Genomic DNA, 20,163 nt, shown 5'->3' on the forward strand with positions numbered 1-20,163 from the left:
GTCTTAACTATTACTAACTGCTGGCCACACTTCTACAGTGACCAGTATGTTTTTATTTATTATGAAAAGCGTTTAATCCGCTTTCTAAGAATTTTTTATAATTTGTTACTTCATAATCTGCACCCTGTGGTTGTGCCAGTAGTGCTTCTGTTTTGGGATCGAGCAGTACATAAAAAGGCTGTGAGTTAGATTGGAATTTCCTGGCCTGCAGATCACTCCATTTTTTACCAATGGTATTGAGTTTTCTTCCCTCTGGTGTAATTACTACATCTGCTGGTGCCAGTTCAGATTTATCATCCACATATAACTGGATCAATATATAATCATCATTGATCATTTGGTACACATCCTTGTCTGGCCAAACATTAGCTTCCATTTTTCTGCAGTTTACACAGGCATGGCCGGTAAAATCAATCAGCACAGGTTTGTTTAGTTTTTTGGCTGCGGCCAAACCTTCGCTATAGTCGAAATAAGCATTCAGCTTTAACGGTGCGTGGAACTTATCAGCATATTTATGCGGGCCATCATTTGTTGATGTTTGTTTTCCTGCCAGTAACCCGGCAGTGTACAGGTCAAAATCTTGTGTTTCCTGTGGGGGAAGAAAAGCCGATACACTGCGTAACGGTGCGCCCCACATGCCAGGGATTAAGTAAATGGTAAAGGAAAGAACTATTGTTGCCAGAAAAAGTCTTGGTACGGAGATAAAAGCCAGCGGACTATCATGCGAAAACTTCAGTTTACCCAAAAGATAGATGCCCATCATCCCGAAAATAACGATCCATAAGCTTAAGAATATTTCCCTGTCAAACCACTCCCAGTGGTAGGCCAGATCTACATTGCTCAAAAACTTTAATGCGAATGCTAGTTCAAGAAAACCCAATACTACTTTTACGCTGTTTAACCAACCGCCAGATTTTGGCAGTTTGTTCATTGCCGATGGAAACAGTGCAAACAGTGCAAAAGGAATGGCCAGGGCCAGGGAAAAACCAAACATGCCTATTGCAGGCCCTAATAAAGCCCCTGTTGTTGCTGCCTGTACCAGTAACGTGCCAATAATAGGACCTGTGCAGGAGAAAGATACCAGGGCCAGTGTTCCGGCCATGAAAAATAACCCTGCAATACCGCCCTTATCAGAATTGGCATCCATTTTATTAACCCAGGAAGAGGGCAGGGTAATTTCGAATGCCCCTAAAAATGAAGCTGCAAAAACGACCAGCAATAAGAAGAAGAAAAAGTTGAAAATACCGTTAGTAGACAGGCTGTTCAGGGCATCGGCGCCAAAAATTACCGTTACCAAAAGCCCAAGCACCACATAAATGAGGATAATGAAAAAACCATACAGTGCCGCACGCCGAAAAGCCCTTCCTTTTTCAGATCCTTTGGTGAAAAAACTTACCGTAAGGGGCAGCATGGGGAAGATACAGGGCATCAGCAAAGCTGCTAGGCCGCCAACAAAACCTGCAATAAAAATTCCCCATAAGGTTTTGTGTTCTTCTTTTGGTTGGACAATGGTTTTTTGAATAGCAGCAGGAACAGGAGTGGCTATTTTAGCAACAGTATCCGTTGCTTTAATAGTACTGTCAGCCGTTTCTGGTTTAATCTCTGTAAAAGTCAGCTCTTCGGTATTGGTGCTGTCCTGTGCATATCCATTTAAGGATATTGCACAGCAAAACAGCAAACCGAGACAGATTTTCTTTAAGGATATCATATGCTCTTTGCGCTTATTTTACAGGAATACTAAAGTCGACCTGTTCTGGTGGTAAACATTGCTTATCGTCGCATACCATAAACTCTACATTGCCTTTAATGGTTGCGGTTTTGCCTTTTAGCTTCACTTTTTGCTGAAACACTACTGACTTTTCGAAGTAGCTTACATCCATTTTAAAAGTAGATTCGAATTTGGTTATGGCTTTTGGTTCGATGGTTTTTCCAACCAGGGTATAAGCACCCGATGCTGGAAAACTAAAGGTTGTTTTAACCGGACCGCCATCTTTAACAAATTGTGAATAGAGGTGCCAGCCCTGATCTACGGTGGCCTTAATGAAAACAGTAGCCGTATTTGGCCCGGTTTTTTTTGCTGCGTAACTCCAGGTTACAGGTTTCAAAATCTGGCTGTATGCGCTAAGGCCGATCAGGCAGATGGCACAGAATAAAAGGGTGATTTTTTTCATGTTGTGGTTTATTTGTTGATTGTTTTGATTAATGTAATCTGCTAAATGCCTGGTAGTCGATAAAGTCTACTTCAGGACTAATGTATCCGGTTTTAACAGGTTCTGCCTTCATTAAATCGGTACTTAAATATTTCTTGTTGCTGTCAGAAAAGATGGTCACCACACAGCTTTCAATTCCCATTTTTTGCTGTAGTTTTATGGCGCCGATTACATTAGCGCCCGATGATATGCCAACGGCCAAGCCGAGTTTTTCGGCCAGTTTTTGTGCCATGAGTATGGCATCGCCATCGTTTACCTGTACCACTTCATCCAGCTCCTTCAGTTTAACGATTTCAGGGATAAATTCATCAGAAATGCCCTGGATTCTATGACTGCCCACTTTATAACCAGTAGTTAAGGTAGGCGATTCTGCAGGCTCCAGTGGATGTACCTTAATGCCCGGATTTTGCTTTTTTAAGAAATTTCCTACCCCCATAATAGTGCCCCCGGTACCTACTCCGGCCACAAAAGCATCGGGCGATAGATTTTTCAGGCGCAACTGCTCCCAGATTTCTTTACCAGTGGTATGTTCATGTGCCTCCGGATTGGCGATATTCTCGAACTGTTTAGGCAGGAAAATATTTGGATCGCTTGCGGCCATCTGTTCTGCAAGTTTAATGCTGCCGATAAAACCGCCTTCTTCTTTGCTTACCAGAATAATCTCTGCACCTAAACTTTTAATGATGTCCATGCGCTCTTTGCTCAACCAATTTGGCATAATGATGGTAACCGGATGACCTAAAGCTTTACCTATGGCCGCAAATGCAATCCCGGTATTGCCGCTGGTGGCTTCAACAATCCGATCGCCAGTTTTGATCTTAGCTTCGGCGTATGCTTTTTTTAGCGTGTAAAGTGCCATCCGGTCTTTAATGCTGCCGGTTAAGTTGTAATGCTCGCACTTAACATAAATTTTGCCTACACTCCCCTGGTAGGTGTAGGTGAGCTCAAGCATTGGTGTGTTACCAACCAGAAGCGATAAATGTTCGAACTTTCCTTCCATGGCAGAAGTCATTTTATTTGCTGTTATTGTGGTCATGACTGTTGATTAGATCAGATAGCAATGGCTATTTGATTCATTTTTATTTCGGTAAAATTCAGTATTATAATTTTTTACGTCAATACATGTTGTTTTTTACAGAAAATTTCTGCTTTTTTGGTGAAAATTTAGTCTTTATTTTGGTTTTGACTGTTTTTTTGATGGTCCATTATATTTTTTTTCAATTTATTATCGTCCAATGACCCACGGAGATTTAGATCAGGTTGATGTAGAAATACTAAAATTGTTGCAACATGATGCCTCTTTAACCAATAAAGAAGTATCCTTAAAGCTGCATAAATCTATAGCCACTATCCATGAAAGGATAAGACGATTAAAGGAACAAGGTTATATTAAAAGGATTGTGGCCATTCTCGACCGGAAAAAGATCAATAGAAACCTGATCGCTTTTTCGCATGTACTGTTGAAAGAACATACGGCTAAAACCCTGATCGAATTCGAAACCGAAGTTTCTAAGTTTGGCGAGGTAATGGAATGTTTGCAGATGACCGGTGCGCACGATTTTATTCTCCGTATTGCTACCAGGGATATGGACGATTACCACGAATTTCTGCGGAACAAACTCGCTACACTGCCCAATATCACGACTGTTCAAAGTTATTTTGTACTCTCAGAGCCTAAAAGTGAAACGGCATATCCTATCTGATTCCGTTAGATGGTTGCGATAAAGTTTTGCTGCCCTATGCAAATGTAAACTTGGAAGCCGTTCTCTATAATCGGGTTAATGTAATTCTAATTATCAAAATATCGTTAAACAAACAATTTTAAACAATTAAGGTCGGCCGGTGCAAGGCGGCGATGCGAAAACTAAGTCATGATTTCTCCACTCCAGCCACTGAAAATATAAATCCAACGCCATAAACATTGTTGATTTTTACATTTGAAGAAACAGCAAGCAATTTCCGTAGTCTGACGATAAAAACATCAAGACTTCTTCCTAAAAAATAATCACTTTCTCCCCAGATCTGAACCAGAATCTCTTCCCGCTTGGTAATTATGTTCCGGTTTTTGTTGAGATATTCCAGCAATTCAGCTTCACGCTGTGTCAACGTTATTGGGGCTTGTCCAGATATGCTTAGCTCCAGCAAGTCTTTGTTTAGGCATAGGTCACCAATGTTCAATACATTAGATACTAATTCCTTTTCCCGCTGTGCCTGTGGGATTTGATGCCGGATAATGTTCCGGATTCTTAATACCAGCTCATCAATGTCAAAAGGCTTACAGATATAATCTACCGCGCCAAGGGTAAGTCCTTTTACCCTGTCTGGTTTCTCTTTGCGCGCAGTAAGAAAAAGAAAGTACACGTCGGGGTTGCGCTCCCTGATTTTTCCGGCTACCCCGAAGCCATCAACATCGGGAAGCTGAATATCTATGATAACCAGATTGTAATCAGCGTGATTTTTTTGGTATAGGTTAATGGCTTCTGTTCCGGAACAGCACCAATCCACCGAAAAATCCATCAGTTCAAGGTATTGCCGGGTTACATTACCCAGATCTGTTTCATCCTCCACATAAAGTAGTTTTCGCTTCAAGGCCTGCATTAAATCACAATTAAAATTTCGCTTCCCTGTCCGACGCTGCTTTTCACTTCCAACTTCCAGTTATGGATCTGGATGCATTGCTGCACATAGTACATGCCAAGTCCTAAGCCGCTAACGTGTTCCCGGCCAGGATTTTTGCCCCTGAAAAACTTGTCGAACAGATGTTCAACCGTGTATTTTTCCATTCCTATTCCATTATCTCTTATACTGATCCTCAAACCATTCGGTGTCCCATCAACGGTGATATGTATTTCTTTAGGCGTTTTATCACTATATTTTATAGCGTTATCGAAGATGTTGGATAGCATTGTGGTCACCCAGAATATATTCAGGAATACCGGCGTTTCGTTGTGTATACCCTCCGTATAAAAATATACATTTTTATCATTCGTTTTAACACGGTAATCCTGTATTACCTCAGTTAAAAATTGGCAGAAAATAACCTCTTTTTTTTCTATTTCGGTATTTATACGGGTAATGTCCATTACCTGATCAAACAAGGTCTGTAACTGCTTGGTTTGCCTTGCAATGATTTCTGTAAATTCAGTAATGCTTTCTTCGCTTTTAAATACTTTTTCATTCTGTATCGCTCTGTTAGCCACCATAATCGTAGAAATAGGGGTGTTAAATTCGTGGGTTATGCTGTTTATAAAGTCAGACTTCATATCTGAGATCTTTTTTTGTTTAGACCAGCTTTTAAATGTAAGGTAATAGACAAAAAAGATCAACAGCAGTGCAAACAGGGTAAGCAATAAAACCGGAGCGGCACTTTTTAAAATCTGAGATTGCCGGTTATTGCTGTCGGCAAATAAAGTAAAGGTGATATCATAGGAATACGGAATGGATGGACCCATTGATACCGAAGTTACTATGTTTTCAGTCCGGGGAAATTTAAGCTTTCCTCCGATAATATACCCTTGCGGAGACTGTAGGCTTGATTTTAAAAACGGATATTTCTTTAAGTGGTTATATAAAAGGATCGGCTTGTTATCGCTAAAGCGTAGGCTAATACTGTTTATTACGATGAGGTATTCAAGCTTGCTACCCAGCTGATGAAGTTTTTTTGTCTTTTCTAATAGGGAATCCGTTGGGTTTTTAACACGTAAGTCCTCAAACATAGCTGTAAGCAGCGAATCTGCGTACTGGTTGTTTATCGTACCAGATTTATGATATTCCTTTTCTAATAAACGGATATTGTTGATTAAATAGGAGTCTACTAGGGAAAGTCCGCCGGAATAGATATTTTGCTTGATGTCTTTTAGGTAAAACTGTTTCAACCTTTGTTTCAAATCAACCTGATACTGCCGATCCATTAGTTCAAACGTGTTATAGATCAGGTAGAGTAGAATCCCCATCAGAACTAAAAACCCGGTGAAGGCGGTGAGCTGATATTTTTTTATTTCGGTCATTTTGCGCTAAAATAATAAAAAATTGAAGTGGTCTGATTCCATTAACATTTCGTTATGATTTCATTAACAGGATTTGCAAGAAATGCCGGATAAATTTGCGGACCGATAGGGGCAAACCATATTGCCGTTATTAACAACTTTTAAACATTATTTATAAAAATGAAAAATTTAACTTCAACAATTGCATTGCTGATCACATTATTGACTGCCGTTACTACCTACGGACAAACAAACAGGCCTGCTGCTGCGTACGGGCGTGAGGAATACATAGAAGTTGAGAAAAATGTAAAACTTCACGTAACTGACCTGGGTGAAGGGCAACCTTTAATATTGATACATGGCTGGCCTTTAAGCGATGCCATGTACGAATATCAGTACGCTTATTTTGTAGAAAAAGGTTATAGGGTAATCGGTATTACGCTACGGGGGTTTGGCCTGTCAGACAAACCGGGAGGTAAATACAATTACGATGTTTTTGCCGACGATATTAAGGTTATTCTTGATAAATTAAATATCAAAAATGCCACAATTGGTGGATTTTCGATGGGAGGGGCAACAGTGATTCATTATGTAGCCAAGTATAACGGAGCACACGTATCTAAAATGGCCTTATTTGGAGCAGCGGCACCAATGTGGACAAAAAGAACCGATTTTAACTTTGGGCTTTGGACGAAAGATGACGTAGACGGTTTAATCAAATTGAATAACACAGACAGGCCACAATTGCTGGCCAACTTTGGTCAGATATTTCCCGCAAACCAGACAAGTGTTGCTCCAGGCTATGGTGCCTGGTTGGGTACAATCCAGGCGCAGGCCTCACCCTATGCCATGGCAGAAGGCCTTAAGACTTTAAGAGATGCGGATCTGCGTGCTGACCTGAAAAAAATTCAGTTGCCTACATTGATTTTACATGGTAAATCTGATAAAATCTGTTCTTATGAGCTGGCAGAACAAATGAGTAAACTGCTTAAAAATGCTAAACTGGTTCCTCTTGAAAAAAGCGGCCATGCCCTGTTCATCGAAGAACTGGAAAAATTCAACACAGAACTTTTAAACTTCATTAAACAGTAAAAACCGTATGACTGGAGGCCGTTTCACAAATATAGATTTGTCATCCTGAGCTTGTCGAAGGAGCTGTTTAATACACTTTAAGGTGTTTCGACAGGCTCAACATGACAGCATCTGAGCTGAAATCGCTTCTATGATACAGTCTCCTGTCTTAAACTTTAGAGGAAATGAAAAATGCATTTTGGCTGTTTCTTATAATATCCGTTTGCTCCTGTAAACCGTATGCTAGTGTAGTAAGGTATGCCTTGAGCGAAGATAATGTGCCTTATTCAAAAGCTGTCATTGCCAATGGGCTTATTTATGCTTCAGGCCAGTTAGGCATAAATCTCCAAACAAAATTGCTGCAGCCAGATCTGGAATCACAAACTAAGCAGATCATGGATAACCTAAAGATTTTGCTTAAACAGAATAATTCGGATATGCAGCGTATTATTAAAGTAAATATCTATCTAAAAGACATTACGCAGTTACAGCGGGTAAATGAAATTTATACCAGTTACCTTTCAGAAAGAAAGCCTGCCAGAACTTCTGTTCAAATTAACGCTTTACCTCTGGGGGCTTTAATCGAAATTGATTGTATAGCACTTGCCAAATAAATCTTTAAACCTCAAAAAAAATGAAAACATATAAACATTACTTCTTACACATCATTGCAGTTTTAGGCATGTTTGGCTGCTTATTGCCAAATAAAGCGATAGCACAACAATCTGGTATCAAACGTACAGATCTTCAACGACATGATCTTTCTGTGCCGGGATACGAAGCGATCCAGGTACGTGTCGATTTTGAGACAGGTAAGGCCTTTGGCCTGCATTCGCATCCGGGCGAGGAAATTATTAATGTTTTAGAAGGGGAGCTGGAATATGTGATTGAAGGAGAAAAACCTGTTGTGCTGAAAGCGGGTGGAGTACTTTTCATTCCTGCTGGAAAAAATCATTCCGCCAGGAATATTGGCAAAGTAAAAGCTTCTGAACTGGCAACTTATATCGTAGTAAAAGGGAAGCCGCTATTAACATTGAAAGTTGAGAAACCTTAACGATTTCGTGATATGCAATGGTATGTGGAATTGCCATATAGAGATCAAGGATAGGATCGATCGGTGATGAAGGCTGCATTCTTCTTTTTTTCAGATTGACCCAGAACAGACCTGTATCGATTAAACAAAAAAGGCGGTCCGTAAACAGACCGCCTAAACTAATATATATATTATTTGCTCAATGTGGCAAGTGCATTTTCAGTGTTTAAGCTGGTTTTTGTATTTGCTGCAACAAATTTATCCATGGTTAGCTTTTGTTTGTTACCCATTACGAGCACATGCTCACCGGTTGAACCGCTTAAAGTTAAATCAGCGTGATCTTCGATTACCGTATACAATCCTTCACTTTGTGCGTTTAAGTCGAGCGATGCATTTCCGCTTAAGAAAACCTGCAAATATTGTGCATTGATTTTGCCCTGTGTTTTCACTTTAGCGTTATCCGTTGCATGGATGCGGTAAATATCATTTACATAAATGGTAAGTTTTGCTGTGCTGTTATCCAATGAGGTGATCTCTAAACCATCTCCGCTCTGCACAACCTTAACTTTGCCGGTGTTTTCATCTGCATAGCTGATGCCGGTACGTTTTCCCTGTATAATGGTCAGCTCTACATTTCCCTTTACTTTAATGCGTTTAAAGCTCAATGCTTTTGAAGCGTGAACGGGTTTGATGGTTTCAGCTGCGTTAGCTGATAATACTGCTGAAGTAGATAATACCAATGCCAAAGATGATGCGAATAATGTTTTGAATAAAGTTTTCATATGCTTTGAGTTTTAATTTTTATAATGTTTTATTGATTGTTCTGATATTAAGACGTGCAACCACTGGAAACGTTTCAGCGCAAATCGCAGCATTATACCAGCCTGGGAAGCTAATCGACCAACGCCAGAAATTCAGAGACAAAAAGATGGTTGTCGCTGTGAATTTTCCAGGTTTTCTTTCCTGAGAGATGGAGTGGGTTTCTTTTTTACTTTACGGGTAAGTTTTGAACACTCCGAAAAGAATTAAAAGATAAAAGCCCTTGTCGACGTATATGATAGTGATTCTTCAATAGCTGTACTGTTTAATGATTTTGCCAAAAGCCTTTCTGGCTTTGCAACCGGACAAGGGTTCGACTCCCTTCGGCTCCACTGGAATCAGTATCAGAAATCATTGAAAAAAACTAAAAGTCTGCAAATCATCGATTGCAGGCTTCTTTTTGGTTTTTAGTTGTTTTTTTGATCAAATAACGCATATAATTCAGTAGTTGAGTCGGCTAAAGTTCAGACCCACCACTTTTTACTTCGTACTAATAACCTTGTTGCGTTACCAACCTGGGTTCTGGCATAATAATGGCTCCATAAATAAGATGAAACCTGGATACTTTATTTTAGCAACGTCAGTTATTATTTCAACCAACCGATGTTATACATCGGTGACTGCCGGTAGCAGTAGGAATTTCCTCCTGGCCAGGCAAAAAGAGGATTGGGCTGTGTAAGCCCCGATCATATTTATATTATTAATAGGCAACAAAAAATCCTTATAATTGTTATTAGGAGAAATATGAGTAAAGTATTTACAATTACAGAAGGGTTAGAGAATTTAGGAGCGCTGCGAACGGGCGGACAAGGATCGGTATATAAAGGGAAACGCATCGGTGCAATTTACTCCGCGGTGAAATTAATTCCTACTCCAATATACACCGAAAACCGCGATGATAAAAATTACCGCAATTTTGAAAACGAGGTTGCAAAGTTGCTAAAGGTAAATGAAAACCCCAGTCCGAATGTTGTAAAAATGCTCAGTTTCGGCATAACCGAGAGCGGATCCTTCCCATTTATAGAAATGGAATACATAGAAGGACCCGATCTTTGTGAGTTGCTCCAACCCCCACACCAAAAGATATTTACCGTAAGCGAAGTCATAAAAGTGGCACAACACCTCGCTGCCGCTCTTGAGCACTGCCATAAACTGGGCGTAAAACACGGCGACGTGAAGAGCAATAACGTTAAATACAATTTGCACACAGCGAACTATGTGCTACTGGATTTTGGACTCGCCATTATGAGTGAGGAGCAGCGTAGAAGTAGCATCAGGCATGCAGGTGCGGTGGAGTTTATGGCGCCCGAACAAAACGAAGGCAAAATGCTGCCGCAAACCGATGTTTACAGTTATGGCATCATCTTATATGAATTACTCGGAGGCCAGGTTCCCTTTCCCCTGTCTGGAAATAGCGATACAGGACGTAATTCGGTAATGATCGGTCATATGGAAAGTGAAGTGCCTGACGTGATTAACCTGCGCAAGACAAACTTACCAGAAAACTGGACCGAGGAACTGAAAACCCGTGAAATGCAGGTTCCGGATTGGCTCCTGAAACTAATCGATAAATGCCTGCAAAAAGATCCTGTACTCAGATACAGCGATGGAATGGCCTTGCATGAAGCGGTGCTTAGTGGAAGCTTAGCAGGCAATGCTTTACCCATAGACCATTCAGCTATGGATCTGCTCAAAACGGAGAACGAATCACTCCGTAATCAGGTATTGGCATTGGAAAGTACAGCGCAGGCCCCTGAAAGAAGAGGGATATTCTTGCCTCATTTTGTGTTTGCGCTTATGATCATCTCAATTATCGGACTGATCGCTTTTCTGGGCTATTCCCAGTTTGGGAACGAGCCACAGCCACAGCAAGCTGTCCAGCCTATAGATTCGATCCCGCCGGCAGTTGATACCACAGCACAGGAAAGACGAAGATGGGCGAACCAACGCAAGCTAGCTGAAGCAGCAGCAGCAAAGCGGATGGTGGATAGTGCAATCAACGCGGAGATCAAAAAAGCTAGAGATAAAGCTGCCGATAGCACAGAAGACCTTAACCCTGATACTTCAGTTAGTCCTGTACAGTTTTAATTTTAAAAAACAATTGCCCTTAACCGCCGCATAGGCACCCTAACTTATGGAAACAAAATCAAATTTCTGGAAGCGTATCGGTATTCAGGATTGGTTTCTGACCGATGAAAACAAGAGCAGTGACCAAAAAGCATTGCAACTCACTCCGGAAACCATTTACAGCTTTATCGTAGATAAATTTAAGGAGTCTATCAGGGAATTATCTTTTGCCGATCGTATTGTTTTTTATCATGAATTTATCATCACCTTCAACGCAGAAGATTACCGTGAATTTATAGATAATAAGCAGGGAATTTTGGGCTTAATTGTACAGGAAACAGTCAAAAAATTCTATGCGATTTTAAGAGAACACCGGCAAGCCGGGAAAAATGTTGAGCCATCTGGCTCAAAATGGGTATTCCGGTTGGTATCACATCCGGATTACGCAAGGGGCGATAAGGGTTTTATCGGAAAATTGCTGCCAGACAACAATCAGAAATCGGAAAATCTACGGGTAACCTTCATTCCCCGCCAAACTGGTATTGCGCAGACATTCGATATCAACAATGATATTTTAAAGGGTTTTACTTATTACAGCGAAGGCTATATGGAAATCCCATACGATGCGCAATTGGAATATGTTGAGGGCAATACTACACAGTACAAGGACCAGGCCCTTATCGGCCGGCTGGAAGCCATCGTACCCGACAAGCAGTTTTCGGGCAAAAAAATCGAGTTCCTGATTAAAACAGAAGATACTATCGTTTCGGGGAATGATGACGGACGCGAAGATTCCAATATTTTCAAGATCGCATCAGAATGGGTCAATTCACCACACCTACACATTCGCTACAACAAAACAGACGGTAATTTCTATTTGGCTTCTTTCGGCGAACTTACTACTTTGAACGAGGTTTTGATACCACGCAGCGAGATCAATTCACCACAATGGGTTTCTTTGCCGCTAAACTCCCGGATGTTACTCAATGGTATAATCGGTATAAACTTATTTAAATCCTAACCAATGTCGCAACTGCTATCCATTTTATTGTTATCGCTGGTCGTTGCGCTGATGATCGTTCATTTTAAAGACATTAAAAACTCCCGTAATAAAAATGGATAAACACTTTTTTGGCCTTACAGACACCGGCAAATCCAGAGACAACAACGAGGATAGCTTTATTGTTAAGCCCCTTACCAACGATCAGTTGATTTTGGCGGCTGTAATAGATGGTGTTGGTGGCTATCAGGGCGGCGAGGTAGCAGCAGGTATTGCAACCGAGCAGATTTCGATGCAATTCACAGATCGTCCAGCCGATCCAATCTCGCAGATGATCATGGCATTCAGGAATACAAATGAAATGATCATTGCCAAAAAGCAAACAGAAACAGACCTTTCTGAAATGGCCTGCGTAGCCACTATGGTAATTGCGGATATTGAGCATAATCAATTTTATTATGCTCATGTTGGCGATACCAGATTATACCTGCTACGGGACGGATCGCTGATCAAAATCTCTAAAGACCATTCATTTGTGGGTTTTCTGGAAGATTCGGGGAGGCTGGACGAGACCGCGGCCATGCAGCATCCCAAACGCAATGAAATTAATAAGGCGATTGGCTTCAGTGATCAGATTGCTACAGATGAGAGCTATATTGAAACCGGTCAATCTCCTTTCCTGCCGGGCGACCTGCTCTTATTATGCAGTGATGGGTTAACCGATATGGTAAACAGGCAGGATATTACCACCCTGCTTCTCCAGGGGGATACACTTGCTAAAAAAGCAGGCAATCTCATCGCGCTTGCCAATGAAAACGGCGGCCGTGACAACATCACCGTTGTGCTGCTGCAGAACAACAAAAAGCCTCAACAAGTATCGCCTGCCAGACCAGACTATACACAACAGGTCCATGCTGCGGTAGGGACAGAAATTAATGAGGGCATACGGTTGCCTGATAATCCAGCACCGTCAACTCATGCAGGGCCCAAAAGAAATTATTGGTTCACCGCACTGGTTATTTTATGCCTCCTCCTCCTTGGTACTACCGTATTTTTGTACATGCAGAACCAGCACACGATAGATAAGGTATCTACCCTTAGTCCATTACCGAAACAAAAGGTGAGAAACAGCCAGGAACAGTTATTACAAGATGCATTTGACCATGCCCTTGGGGACACGCTTGTGCTATCCGACTCGATTTTTAAAAGTCCAGTACTGATCAGCGATACTTTACGCCTGCGGAAAGACACGCTGTATGTTATTGCAAAGGGTATTGTGCTTCAAGCGGATAGCGGATATAAAGGTGCAGCCATAACGCTGCTCCCTCCATCCAGGCTATTGAAGGTGGACAGCCTGCAGTTTAAAGGCTTCGCTACTGCTATCGCCATTTCAGACCAGGCACTGTTACTCAAAAATGTCACTTTCACCAATTGTTTAATCCCTGTACAGAATAACATGCATTTCCCTGAACGTAAACCGATAAATGCAGAACTGATGAAGGCTGGTCCACTAAAAAAAGGTAACACCCCTAAAACCGCAGATTCGAAAAATGGAGCAAAATAAAGGAGTAGTCAAAGTGAGCCGGACTCAGGAACGGATCTTCATATTAGCAACCGCAACGGTTCTCGTACTCTTCTTCTACCAGTTATACGCGATCATTCAACCCAGATTTGCAGAAGTTGCACCACGCTTAAAAGCCGGTACGATGGTTAACCTGAATGCTGAAAAACCTGCCGAACATATCCGTAACCTACTTAAAAAAGGTTACTATTTTGAAGATCAGCGGGACATTGACCTGATAGAAAAAACCATTGCATCTGCAACGCCTAATGTCCAGGAACTCGATAATATCGGCGAAGTGAACAAACGCAGGTACTTTTTGCCTGCAGACGAGGCCTATGCAAGAGGGGGTAAATCATTTAAAGCAAGGGTGCTGGCATCCCGTGCACTGCTCGGTTATACGGGTGATGATTCGCTTAAATTCGATCAGGAGCAACGTAAACCCCGCACGTACCCCTCCAAGGTAAACCTCGCCATAGGTGAGCATGATATCAGTGGGAAAATTATAGAAAATAAAAAAGCTGTGCCAGGTGTTTTGGTCCGTTTGGAAATGATCTTGCCACAGGACAGTATTTACAACGATGAGCCGACAGAAACCATCAAAAATATAACTGAAAAAGCAAATGGCATCACAAAGGTTTATACTTTGGGTACTGCCAATAAACGAAAATTAATACAGCTTACCGCCTATGCCCGTACTGGTGCTACCGGGGAATTTACTTTTGCCAACTTGCCCGGCAACCAGGCATTTAAGATCTTGCCTTTAAAACCAGGTTTTCAGTTTGGCGCCTCAAAGGGCGTACAAAATCTTGATGAAAATACCACCTTTACATTTGAACAGCGTCCACATACGATAAAGCTTTTCTCTACCAGGGACTTTAATATCCTCAAAAAGGAAAAATCACTGATCATCAGAACACCCGAAGAATTCAACAAGTGGTTTATAATCATCTGCGGAAGCCTGATTGGTGGCTTCTTACTTCTCCACCTTATCCTGTCATGGAAATTCAGCACTGCCGATCAGGTCATATTGCCCGTAGTGATGATGCTCACAGGCATATCATTCCTGATGCTGCTGAGTTTGCAGGATCCGCTGCGCGACCGTTTTTTAGCTAAAGATTCCCTTCTATACCTGTTAATGGGTTTCGGAGGCATCTTATTGATGCTGTGCATTAAATTGCGCCGTTTTAATACTGATACCTGGGTTTATCGCCTGCTTTTATTTAAGAACATCCGATCAGCTGCAAACGGATGGCCCTGGGCATTGGCCGCCATTGGATTGCTGGCACTCACTATCTTATTCGGAACCGGACCAGAAGGAAGTGGTGTAAAGGTAAACCTGTTCGGGTTTCAGCCCAGTGAAGTGGTAAAGTACCTGATCATTTTTTTTCTTGCCGGATTTTTTGCCGTAAACGAGAAACTGATCAGTGAATATATGAGCTGGAAAAAACGATGGTCATTTTTCTCCTTCGCCTTATTGGCGATACTGTTAACCCTCATGTTATTTCTGATATTGGGAGACCTTGGTCCGGCAATGGTGGTTTGTTTCACCTTTATTATACTATTTTCATTCTCCAGGGGCGATTTTATGTTCATGGCAGGCGCTATCGTGTTATACGTATTGGCCTCATGGATTTTTGAAAACATATGGATATCCACCGCGATCACTTTGCTTTTGGTCGGTACGCTGATGTTTTTCGGGCGCAGGCAGCTCAGTGAGTCCGCCATCATGGTGCTGGTGATCATGTCGGCTTTTTTAACGATTGATCAGATTCCCTACCTGGACCGTGTTTTTCCTGGGCCGGTACAGCGCCTGGGAGATCGTAAAGCAATCTGGCAGGATGCCTGGAACAATGAGGTTTATGGCGGCGACCAGGTGGCCAACGGTTTGTGGGCCATGTCTACAGGCGGCACAACCGGCCAGGGCGTGGGGCAGGGCTTTGCCAAAACCATTCCTGAAGCACATACCGATATGATCTTACCTTCGATAGGTGAAGAGTTTGGATTAACGGGCATATTGTGCATCTTCCTGTTGTTCCTGTTGTACTTGCATCGCTCCATTATTATTGGCCGGCGAACGGGATCACCATTTCTCTTTTATCTAAGTGCAGGGGTCGGCGTATCCACCTTTGTACAGTTCCTGCTCATAGCGGGTGGTTCTACCGGAGCGCTACCGCTATCAGGGGTATCCCTGCCCTTTCAAAGTTACGGGGGATCATCACTTGTACTCAATTTTTTAGCCGCCGGATTTTTGATGTCGGTATCTGCTGTCAGGGGCAGCGAAGTACAGATGCAGTACATCGCCAGGGCGCAGGACGAAAACCTTGTGCCGGCCTTGATTGCAGCTTGTTTGGGCATCCTGCTCTTGGGCGCTAATGTAGCAGGCTATGTGCTGAACAACCGGAAATGGGTAGTACAGCCGGCCCTTGTGGCAGACCGTAGCGGCGCTAGAATGTTCAGTTACAATCCCCGTATCGCAATATTGATGAGCCGTTTAAAAGCCGGAACCATACACGACCGCAAGGGCATTTTAATGGCAACCAGTAACGTTGACAGTGTGAGGGCGCAACACTTCAAACTTATTGGTGCAGGTATTCCGAATTACAATCTCGATTCTGCAGTGCATCAGCGTTTAGACCGGTATTATCCTTTCGAAGAACAATTGTTTTTTTGGACAGGCGATGCAAATTCAGGTATATTTAACGGAAGTATTAATGGCTATTTTGCCGATTATGAACACGCGGCTGAACTCCGCGGCTTTAAACTGCCTGTAAAGAGCTTTACCGTCCTTGCAAATAGGTACAGTGAAAACCGTTTCCTGGTGCGGGGAGTTAAGGAAATGACGGTTGTGAAAAAAGATTACGCCGCACTTTCTCCGTTACTCCTTGCCGGAATCAGTAGCAAAGAAGTTGAAGATTTTAAAAATAAAAACCGCGATGTACAGTTAACAATGGATGCCGGCCTGCAGACCAAGATACAAAAGTCAATTGCCCGCGACACTTCATTATCGGATAACCGGGTTTCTGTAGTGATCATGGAAGCAAGTTCTGGTGATGTCCTTACTTCAGCCGTATATCCGCTGCCACCCATACATGATTGGGAACGGTTAACCATGACCAATGCAGAACAGAACCAGCTTTCGGGGTGGACAACGACCGCTGACCTTGGCTTTACCAATTTCACACAGCCAGGCTCAACCGCTAAGCTGATTACCGCCATGGCATCCTTTAATAAACTGGGCGTGGCCGCTGCCGAAAAAAAATACCAGGTGGCCTCCTGGGAGCGTATCCGTACAAAAGGTATTGAGCCGGATGAAACGGGATGGATTGATCTGGAACGGGCGGTGGTGAAATCCAACAACGTCTATTTCATCAAACTTGCAAACCAGGAGCAGCTGCAGGAAAACATGGGCGAGCTGTACTTAAAAACAGGCATGTTCCTGCATGGGGCCGGAGGATATTATTACAATAAGCCCAGCGAAAACGCAGCACAGGAAGAAAAATGGAAACAGCTTTGGCGCAGGACCGAATTCAACACTAAACCAAAGTATGATCCCAACAATATCCGAAAGACCAGGGCAAAGGGAATTTCCGGGATGTCTTGGGGGCAGGGCGCACTTATTGCAACCCCAGCGGCAGTAGCTAGAATGGCTGCGGGTATTGCAAATAATGGAAACATGGTTGCAAACAGGTTTGTACTTAAAGTAAGCGATCAGCCACAGGCGATAAAAACTGGTACGAAATTGGTAAACAATCCGGCATACGCCAGGCTGATGCAGGAGTATATGATCAAACAGAGCAGTCCAAAAGTGCAAACGCTAGGACTGGCCGTTGCTGGTAAAACCGGTACGCCGGAGCGGATCTGGAAGAAACAGCAGATTAATGATGGCTGGTACGTATTTTTTGCACCTACTGCAACTGGCAAGGGCCATATTGTAGTCTGCATACGCATTGAGGCCACCAAAGGATCATCGGACGCTGTACGATTGGCTGGCAGGCATGTAATCCCGTTTTTGAAAGAAGGTGGCTATATTAAAAGCATTGTGCCTTCGGCCAAAACTGATGACAATGAAACTGTACCGGAATTTAATTGAAGACATGAAACATTTTAACTCAAACCATCAATCAATCAACCAATCGATAGCTTGTGTAGGTTCATCATAATTGGGAGCGGAGCAGATGTTTAATTCGATATTTTAAATAACACAGTAGCAAGCACTAACAAACATACAGATGAAAATGATATTCGACCTCTTCAAAAGCGCAAGTGGGGAACATCCCGACGATGTGAAGGGAATCAGGCACGCATTACTACAGTTTGTAAAACAGGAGTTACAAAAAGCGGAGGGCGGAGAAGGCGCAAATATCAAAGGTTTGGGCATTTTTATCCATTGCAGCCCTGCAGCGCGCCATGTGTATGAAGCTGCTGTATTCACTGAGGATCCCGACCAATTAAAAAACGAGATACAACGCATCAGTGATGACTATTCGCTGGATCTGCCCTCCGGCTGGTCACTCACAGTTGCTTTCGATGAAGCCTTTCCGGACGACGCGGTAGAAATGAAGCAGCTGCCAGTAGCACTGTTGGTTAAAACCAAAACCCATTTTGTTAAGCAGGAGTCTAAAGCCTACCTGAAAGCGCTTAGCGGCACGACTTTACAGCCAAGCTATGAAATAACTTCCACGGGAGGGAAATACAATATCGGCAGAGATGAAAAGGCACAATCTGACGAAGGTTATTTCCGTACCAACCACATTGCATTTCCATCGGAAAGTGATGATGAACGAAATAAGTACATCAGCAGGCAGCACGCGCATATTGAATGGGACACCAACACAGCCAAATTTTTAATCTTCGCAGATGAAGGTGGGATACCGCCCCGCAATAAGGTTAAATTGCGTTCAGCGCTAACCGAAAAAACAGTAAAACTCCATGCTACGCAGATCGGCCAGGAATTAGCCGAGGGAGATCAGATTATCTTAGGAGAATCGGTCGTATTGGAATTTAGTTTTAAGCCGCAGCATCATGAGTAAAATTTTTACAATTGCAGAAGGGCTACAAAACCTTGGGGCTTTAAAAACCGGTGGGCAGGGATCTGTTTACAAGGGGATGCGCATGGGACCGGTTTATTCTGCTATTAAGCTTATCCCCACACCAATTTATGTGGAAGATGAAAGCGATAAAAACTACCGGAATTTCCTCAATGAAGTGAATAAGCTACAGCAGGTAAATATTCATCCCAGCCCGAATGTGGTGAAGATACTTAGTTCGGGGATCACCGATAGCGGTTCCTTTCCTTATATAGAAATGGAATACATCGAAGGCCCCGAACTTAGCGAACTGCTATTGCCTCCGCATCAAAAAGTTTTCACCGTTAAAGAACTATTGAAAGTAGCTGAACAATTGGCTGCGGCACTTGCACATTGTCATCAGTTTGGAGTCAAACATGGTGATGTTAAAAGCAATAATGTGAAGTACAATACGCAGACTGCCAATTATGTGCTATTGGATTTTGGCCTGGCCATTATGAGTGAAGAGCAGCGCAGGACAAGCATTCGCCATGCCGGGGCAGTAGAGTTTATGGCTCCGGAACAGCATGAGGGAAAAATGCTGTTACAGACAGATGTTTATAGTTACGGTATTATTCTGTATGAACTCCTGGCCGGGCAGGTTCCTTTTCCACTCGAAGGAGGGGGCGATACCGCCCGCAACACGGTCGTGATCGCACATCTTGAAAAGGAAATCCCCGATGCCATGTTACTGCGTAAAAGCAATCTGGAAAATATGTTTCAGGATGATATTCTGCATGCAGAAATGCAGGTACCCCACTGGTTAATCGAGCTGATCGGGCGATGCCTGCAAAAAAATCCAGATGACCGGTATGCCAATGGAATGGAACTGCAGAAGGCAGTTACTGCCGGGCTATTATCGGCACCACAAGATACCAGGGACGCGAAAACCACCATACCCAACGAAGTCTTGCATTATGCCGCCTTATATGGTGAGGCACAGCAAAAGAACGAAAAGCTTGAAAAAGAGCTCGCAACACTAAAACCGCTCGCCCTGAAGGCTGGAATAAAATACAATGGCTCGACCGGTGAATATCACCAGGAAAATTACATCCATGCGCCAAGAAAGGCTTTTTTAGGCTACGCTGCCGCCTGCACCTTAGTTGTTGTCTTTGTAGTTTATAGCTTAACTAAGACAGAAAACAATGATATTACAGCCTTACCGGCAACCTCATACCGGTCACCATTTGAAATTGCAAATGAACAGTACAGACAATCGCTGCAAACAGCGAAGGAAGACAGCATTCGGAAAGCAAAAATGCAATGGGCCCAGCAAGTAAAAGCAACCGAAAAAGCAAGGAAACAGAACGGTAAAAAGAAGAAGAAATTTCTGGGTATATTCTGAGA

The 20,163-nt window shown here is 42.7% G+C and carries 16 protein-coding genes; 10 read left to right on the top strand and 6 right to left on the bottom strand.

All coding sequences use genetic code 11. The features are described from left to right. Positions 1 to 52: 52 nt before the first annotated feature. Genes AC1RJ8_RS14370 through AC1RJ8_RS14380 form a run of 3 tightly spaced genes read right to left on the bottom strand, consistent with a single transcriptional unit; the run spans position 53 to position 3,246 of the window. Complete coding sequence (locus AC1RJ8_RS14370) at positions 53 to 1,708, bottom strand: protein-disulfide reductase DsbD family protein (RefSeq protein ID WP_492954417.1); 1,656 nt, start codon at positions 1,706 to 1,708, stop codon at positions 53 to 55. A 13-nt stretch (positions 1,709 to 1,721) separates the two neighbouring features. Then, on the bottom strand, positions 1,722 to 2,171 hold the full coding sequence (locus AC1RJ8_RS14375; RefSeq protein ID WP_492954418.1) for a protein-disulfide reductase DsbD domain-containing protein: 450 nt from the start codon (positions 2,169 to 2,171) through the stop codon (positions 1,722 to 1,724). A 28-nt stretch (positions 2,172 to 2,199) separates the two neighbouring features. Then, positions 2,200 to 3,246 carry a PLP-dependent cysteine synthase family protein gene (locus AC1RJ8_RS14380; protein ID WP_492954419.1) on the bottom strand — a complete coding sequence of 349 codons (1,047 nt, stop codon included), beginning with the start codon at positions 3,244 to 3,246 and terminating at the stop codon, positions 2,200 to 2,202. A 199-nt stretch (positions 3,247 to 3,445) separates the two neighbouring features. On the opposite strand from AC1RJ8_RS14380, the gene AC1RJ8_RS14385 reads away from it, so the two are divergent. After that, positions 3,446 to 3,913, top strand: coding sequence for an Lrp/AsnC family transcriptional regulator (locus tag AC1RJ8_RS14385; protein ID WP_057933797.1), 468 nt, complete (start codon positions 3,446 to 3,448; stop codon positions 3,911 to 3,913). Positions 3,914 to 4,079: 166 nt separating this feature from the next. On the opposite strand, the gene AC1RJ8_RS14390 is transcribed toward AC1RJ8_RS14385, so the two are convergent. Together AC1RJ8_RS14390 and AC1RJ8_RS14395 are read right to left on the bottom strand one after the other, a co-directional pair. Then, entirely contained in the window at positions 4,080 to 4,799 is a 720-nt protein-coding gene (locus tag AC1RJ8_RS14390; RefSeq protein ID WP_492954420.1) for a response regulator transcription factor, read from the bottom strand. 8 nt (positions 4,800 to 4,807) lie between these two features. Beyond that, on the bottom strand, positions 4,808 to 6,217 hold the full coding sequence (locus AC1RJ8_RS14395; RefSeq protein WP_492954421.1) for a sensor histidine kinase: 1,410 nt from the start codon (positions 6,215 to 6,217) through the stop codon (positions 4,808 to 4,810). Between the two features lie 159 nt (positions 6,218 to 6,376). Between AC1RJ8_RS14395 and AC1RJ8_RS14400 the strand changes: the two genes are divergently transcribed. The 3 genes from AC1RJ8_RS14400 to AC1RJ8_RS14410 all read left to right on the top strand — a co-directional run bounded on the left by AC1RJ8_RS14400 (position 6,377) and on the right by AC1RJ8_RS14410 (position 8,321). Continuing rightward, entirely contained in the window at positions 6,377 to 7,288 is a 912-nt protein-coding gene (locus tag AC1RJ8_RS14400) for an alpha/beta fold hydrolase (protein ID WP_492954422.1), read from the top strand. A 164-nt stretch (positions 7,289 to 7,452) separates the two neighbouring features. Further along, the gene (locus tag AC1RJ8_RS14405; protein ID WP_492954423.1) at positions 7,453 to 7,881 is read left to right on the top strand and encodes a RidA family protein; all 429 of its coding nucleotides are present in this window, start codon (positions 7,453 to 7,455) and stop codon (positions 7,879 to 7,881) included. A gap of 20 nt (positions 7,882 to 7,901) precedes the next feature. Beyond that, positions 7,902 to 8,321, top strand: coding sequence for a cupin domain-containing protein (locus AC1RJ8_RS14410; protein ID WP_492954424.1), 420 nt, complete (start codon positions 7,902 to 7,904; stop codon positions 8,319 to 8,321). Positions 8,322 to 8,491: 170 nt separating this feature from the next. On the opposite strand, the gene AC1RJ8_RS14415 is transcribed toward AC1RJ8_RS14410, so the two are convergent. Further along, positions 8,492 to 9,082 carry a GIN domain-containing protein gene (locus AC1RJ8_RS14415; protein WP_492954425.1) on the bottom strand — a complete coding sequence of 197 codons (591 nt, stop codon included), beginning with the start codon at positions 9,080 to 9,082 and terminating at the stop codon, positions 8,492 to 8,494. 781 nt (positions 9,083 to 9,863) lie between these two features. Between AC1RJ8_RS14415 and AC1RJ8_RS14420 the strand changes: the two genes are divergently transcribed. The 6 genes from AC1RJ8_RS14420 to AC1RJ8_RS14445 all read left to right on the top strand — a co-directional run bounded on the left by AC1RJ8_RS14420 (position 9,864) and on the right by AC1RJ8_RS14445 (position 20,161). Continuing rightward, positions 9,864 to 11,207 carry a serine/threonine protein kinase gene (locus tag AC1RJ8_RS14420; RefSeq protein WP_492954426.1) on the top strand — a complete coding sequence of 448 codons (1,344 nt, stop codon included), beginning with the start codon at positions 9,864 to 9,866 and terminating at the stop codon, positions 11,205 to 11,207. A gap of 46 nt (positions 11,208 to 11,253) precedes the next feature. Beyond that, entirely contained in the window at positions 11,254 to 12,207 is a 954-nt protein-coding gene (locus AC1RJ8_RS14425; RefSeq protein WP_492954427.1) for a hypothetical protein, read from the top strand. Between the two features lie 94 nt (positions 12,208 to 12,301). Continuing rightward, a complete protein-coding gene (locus tag AC1RJ8_RS14430; RefSeq protein WP_492954428.1) occupies positions 12,302 to 13,750 on the top strand; it encodes a PP2C family protein-serine/threonine phosphatase in 1,449 nt (482 codons plus the stop codon). Next, a complete protein-coding gene (locus AC1RJ8_RS14435; protein WP_492954429.1) occupies positions 13,737 to 17,840 on the top strand; it encodes an FtsW/RodA/SpoVE family cell cycle protein in 4,104 nt (1,367 codons plus the stop codon). Before AC1RJ8_RS14430 ends, AC1RJ8_RS14435 begins: the two co-directional genes overlap by 14 nt. A gap of 145 nt (positions 17,841 to 17,985) precedes the next feature. Continuing rightward, on the top strand, positions 17,986 to 18,780 hold the full coding sequence (locus AC1RJ8_RS14440) for an FHA domain-containing protein (RefSeq protein ID WP_492954430.1): 795 nt from the start codon (positions 17,986 to 17,988) through the stop codon (positions 18,778 to 18,780). Beyond that, complete coding sequence (locus tag AC1RJ8_RS14445; RefSeq protein WP_492954431.1) at positions 18,773 to 20,161, top strand: serine/threonine protein kinase; 1,389 nt, start codon at positions 18,773 to 18,775, stop codon at positions 20,159 to 20,161. Before AC1RJ8_RS14440 ends, AC1RJ8_RS14445 begins: the two co-directional genes overlap by 8 nt. The last annotated feature ends 2 nt before the right edge of the window (positions 20,162 to 20,163 follow it).

This window comes from Pedobacter sp. GW822-FHT03F06 (assembly GCF_058801365.1).